This window comes from Streptomyces olivochromogenes (genome assembly GCF_021538895.1).
Lineage (GTDB): Bacteria > Actinomycetota > Actinomycetes > Streptomycetales > Streptomycetaceae > Streptomyces > Streptomyces olivochromogenes_A.
This window is the reverse complement of record NZ_JADDRL010000238.1, coordinates 1-4,738: the sequence shown is the minus strand read 5'-3', so window position 1 is coordinate 4,738 and position 4,738 is coordinate 1. Positions and strand designations below refer to the sequence as shown.

The window sequence follows — 4,738 nt, the reverse complement described above, 5'->3', positions numbered from 1 at the left end:
CACGCGGGGAGCCGGCCTTGTGCTGCGCGCCGTCGTCGTCGCGGGGATGCGTGGAGGCTGCGCGGGGCGCGCGGCCGGTCGTGGCCGCCGGGGCGTGCGAGGGATGTGTGGCGGTGGGTGCTTGAGTTTCCTCCGGGGCTTGTGCGGGGGTCGGTGCGTGGGCGTCTTGTGGTGCGTCGGCCGGCGCATGGGGTGCCTGGGGGGCTTGCGATGAATGTGCGGGCGCGGGCGTATGACGGTCGGGCGGCCTGGTGATGGAGGAGGGCGCGGTGGGCGGAGTCGCGCGGTCGGGTTCGGGGCTGCCACCGGTCGTCCGAGCCGCGGCCGCAGCCGCGGAATCGGCGGCGAGGCCGTCGTAGGCGTCGACCTCCGGTCCCCTGGCGGGACGGGTGTCGCCCGGCAGCATCGCCGACGCCGCGGTCGGTGATGCGTCCGTGGCGGACCGGCCGTCGGCGACTCGCGGTTGATCTGCCGCCCGTGACTCCGCGGGGTGCGCCTGGGCCGACTCGGCACCGTCCTGGAGGGGTTGTGGGCGATCCGCTGCCGCCGTTTCACCGGAGACCAGCGGCCACTCCCCCGGCACACCCGACTTCCCCGGCCGATCCGCAGTCAGCCCGTCGTCGTGAACCGTCGGCCTCTCTCGTGCCGGCACGTCGTCAGGGTTCCTCGGCCGCACCCCTCCCGCTGCCCCTCCGAGCGCCTCGGAGCACTCCATCAACAGCGCGTCCTCAGGGTTGCGCGGCCGGCCGACCACACGCGGCCCCTCGAACGCCTCCGCCCGTTCCGGCGCCACCTGGTCGGCAAGTACCTCCGGTCGACTCGCCATCGGCGGCTCGTCGATGGCTCCAGGGCGCTCCTCCCGTGCCGTCTCGCAAACGGTGCGGTGGCCGTTGAGCGGAAACGCTTCAGCAACGGGTCCCATGTCGCCCGTCTCGTCGGCGAGTTGGTGGACAAGGATGCCGTGCCGGAAGGCGATCTCACCGACGGCGGCGGTGGTACTGCCGTACACCGAGAGACGGTTGCCCTCCTCTCGTACGACCTCGACGGAGCGTTGGGCGGTCCGGGCCTCCTTGGTGAGCAGAGCCGCGAGACGGGCCGCGTGTGGGCTCCGGACGGCCACCCGGGGGCGCAGCCGGGTGCGGGCGAAACCGGCGGCTTCCTGGTCGGCGACGAGCCTGCCGCTCTCCAGCGTGACGACCCGGTCGGCGGTGCGTGCGGCTTCCTTCGGGTCGGCCGTGGTGAGCAGAACCGTGCCGCCCTGGCTCGCGTGGGCCCGAAGCACACCGTGCAGCCAGCGGCCCTCGCGAGCGGACAGCCCCTGCGTGGGGTCGTCCAGCACGAGTGTGTGCGGGTCGGACAGGAGGGCGCAGGCCAGCCCGAACCGACGGTCCATGCCGCGCGACAGGGTGCCCAGTCGCTCCTCGCGCAGGCTGACCAGGCCGACCACTTCGAGAACCTGGTCGGCTCGGCGGGCCGGGACGCCCGCGGCGGCGCACAGCATGCGCAGATGTCCCCGGACCGTGCGCGCCGGATGCCCGGGTACGTCGCCGAGGAGCACGCCGACTTCGCGCGCGGGGTGGGCGATGCGGTGGAGGGGCCGGCCTCTGAAGTAGGTGATCCCACGGCCTTGTTGGAGTTCGAGCATCAGACGCAGTGCCGTGGTCTTGCCGGCGCCCGGTGCGCCGAGGAGCACGGTGACATGGCCCGCGGGCGCCTCGAAGGAGACGTCGTCGAGGGCGGGCGGGTGCGCCTTGCGGGGATTGCTGGTCAGTCCGAAGGCTTGGATCACCTGCAGCAAGATAGCGTGCCGTGTCCGATTTTTCGCGTATAACCCGATCTGTTCCGTATGGGGTGCCCGCAAATGTCGGACCCTTGTTCGCGGTTCCCCGGTTCAGGTCGGCTCGCGATCCGACCCCGCGCCTCCTCCACACCTTGGCGGAAGGAGCGGTGTCACACCTCGGGGCGCAGCATCGGGGGGTTGAGAAGAGTGGCGCCGCCGGCGCGGAAGAGCTGGGCCGGGCGGCCCCCCTGGCGGGTGGTCGTGCCACCGGTGGGGACGAGGAAGCCGGGAGTACCGGTCACCTTGCGGTGGAAGTTGCGCGGATCGAGGGCCACACCCCACACGGCCTCGTAGACGCGGCGCAGCTCGCCGACGGTGAACTCGGACGGGCAGAAGGCGGTGGCCAGCGACGAGTACTCGATCTTGGATCGGGCCCGCTCCACCCCGTCGGCCAGGATCTGGTGGTGGTCGAAGGCGAGCGGCGCCATGGGTTCGCCGTCACGGCCGTAGCCACCCTGCTGCAGCAGTTCCTCGACCGGCGCCCAGCGGGCGTTGCTGGCGTCGCCGCCCGCCCGAGGAGCGGGCAGATCGGGGGCGAGGGCGAGGTGGGCGACGCTGACCACGCGCATGCGCGGGTCGCGCTTGGGGTCGCCGTAGGTCGCGAGCTGCTCCAGGTGGGCGCCGTTGTCCTGGGCGGGGACGGAGGGGTCGTGGGCGTGCAGCCCGGTCTCCTCGGCGAGCTCGCGCGCCGCGGCCTGTGCCAGATCCTCGTCGGCCCGTACGAAGCCGCCGGGCAGCGCCCAGCGCCCCTGGAAGGGCGGCTCGCCCCTGCGCACCGCCAGCGCGCACAGGGCATGGCGGCGCACGGTCAGCACGACCAGGTCCACGGTGACGGCGAAGGGCGGAAACGCTGACGGGTCGTAGGGCATGCGGCGATCATAGTCGTCTGCCTGACGATAAACACTCCCCTCATCGGTAGCATCGACGGCTGATCCACTTCGTCGCGGTATGAGACCTCCGGGTCGGCACGCGCTCTTGGTGCCGGTCACGACGTACAAGGTCACGCTCCCAATTGCAGACCGTCCGCCGCCTCCTCGACCATGGCGAACCCGAGTCGGCTGACCCGTACCGAGAAGGGGCCGCCCGCGATCCGCAGCCCGGTCAGGCCGATCTCGCCGAGGGGCGCGCCGGGCACGGGTCGCAGAGTCACGGTCCCGGCCGGAACGTCGGGGCGAATGCCCGCGAGGGCGGTGAGGAGCAGCACCCCGGAGGCGGCCGCCATGGCTGCCGGACGGCAGGCCGCCGGGTGGGGAACGGGGACGCTCCAGCCGGAACGCTGCTCCCCTGCGTACATCTCGGGCAGCCGGTACCCGAAGTGCTCGGCAGCCGCCAGGACACCCCGCAGCAGGCCGCTCGCCTCCTTCTCGTGGCCCGCTGCGGCCAGGCCTGCGACGGCGAGCGCCGTCTCCGGGACACGTACGGCTCCGGAGCGGTGGCCGAACGGGTTGTGTCCGGCCTCCTTCGTACCGAGGCCGCGCAGTCCCCAGCCCGAGTCCAGGGCGGGGCCGCCGAGCAGCCGGGCGAGTTGTTCGGTCCGCACCCTGTCGAGCAGGCCCGGGGCGAGTTCGCCCCCACCGAGCAGTCCGGTGTCGAGGAGGTGGACGGCGGTGGCGCCGAGGTGCGGAAGGAGGTGCCCGTCCGGGGTGCGGGCAGCCGCTGGGCGGCCTCCCCCGGGGTCTTCGATCCAGAAGTCCTGGCGGAACGCGTCGCGCAGTACTCGTGCCCATTGCCGCAGTTCGACGCCGCCCGGTCTGCCGTAGGCGTCGAGGAGGTCGGCGCCGAGCAGTGCCGCGCGGTGTGCGTGGGCCTGCGTCTCACAGCGGACGGGGCCGCCCGGCTGTGGGTCGCACAGGTACGTGCCGTCGCTCACCGTGGCTCGCAGCCAGGCCAGACACCGCTCGGCCGTGGGCAGCAGTTCCTCGGTGTCCTGCTCCGGGAGCCCCCAGCGGCGGGCCTCCGCGAGCAGTGCGGGGAACAGCAGCGTGGCCTCCGTACCCGTGCAGCCCGGCGCCAGATACCGGCCGGCGTCGCGTCTCGGTCCGGGGATCACGCCGTCCCGCGGCCCCGGGTCAGGGACTTGGGTGTGCGCGAGGGCGCGCAGGGTGCCCGCGGCGAGACGCGTACCGAGGGGCAGTGTCATCCGGGCGGCGGCGAGCGCCTCGGCCGGTGCCATGCCGCAGCGCCAGGGCACCCCTGCCGCGAGATAGGTGTCCGAGGGGCGGGCCGGGTCACGCAGCAGCAAGGCCTGGAGGTCCTCGACGCTCGTCCGCATGAGCGCCGGAACCCTGGGATCGTCACCTGCCGCCCGGGCGTGGGCCAGAGGGCTCGACGCGGCGCGCCCCACGGCCCACGGCCGGGCCGCTCCGTCCTGTCGCACCCGCAGTTCCACACTCGCCGTGCCGCCCGGCGGCAGCTCGAACTCCCAGCGCAGCAGCCCCGCCGAGGCCAGGGCGTCCGCGGGCGACGGTTCGGCCGTGACGGAGGACTTCGCACCGGCACGGGCCCAGCGCAGGCCCGAGTCGTGGACGCTGGCCGACACCTCGGGGCCCGCGCTGCCGGAGGCGATGGCACCCAGGTCGGCGAGGTCCGTGCCGAGGGCCACCTCGACCGGCAGGCGCAGGGAACGGGAAGCGGAACTGTGGAAGGTGATCCGCTCGGTTCCGTCCGCGTGCCGGATCCGCTCGACGACCACGTCCGGGTCCGGGCCGATGCCCGGGGTGGCCCGCAACGTCCCCACGAAGCGCGCCTGGTCAGCCGCGATCATCCTGGCCTGCACGGCGAGCGGCTCGCGTCCGGCCACCCTGACCTGGCAGCGCGAAAGCAACCGTCGGCCGCCCCGGTAGAACCCCTCCAGTCCCTGGCCGGTCAGCTGTCCCTGATCCGTGGAGATGACGAGGC

Annotated in this window: 3 protein-coding genes; all 3 read right to left on the bottom strand. The window is 73.5% G+C overall.

The genetic code is table 11. The annotated features are described in order from the left end of the window. The coding region (locus IPZ69_RS46415; RefSeq protein ID WP_235460958.1) for an ABC transporter ATP-binding protein at positions 1-1,789 on the bottom strand (1,789 nt) is incomplete at its 3' end. A 161-nt stretch (positions 1,790-1,950) separates the two neighbouring features. After that, complete coding sequence (locus tag IPZ69_RS46410) at positions 1,951-2,709, bottom strand: NUDIX hydrolase (protein ID WP_235460957.1); 759 nt, start codon at positions 2,707-2,709, stop codon at positions 1,951-1,953. Between the two features lie 131 nt (positions 2,710-2,840). After that, on the bottom strand, positions 2,841-4,738 hold a 1,898-nt coding region (locus tag IPZ69_RS46405; RefSeq protein ID WP_268835894.1), incomplete at its 5' end, for a glycogen debranching N-terminal domain-containing protein.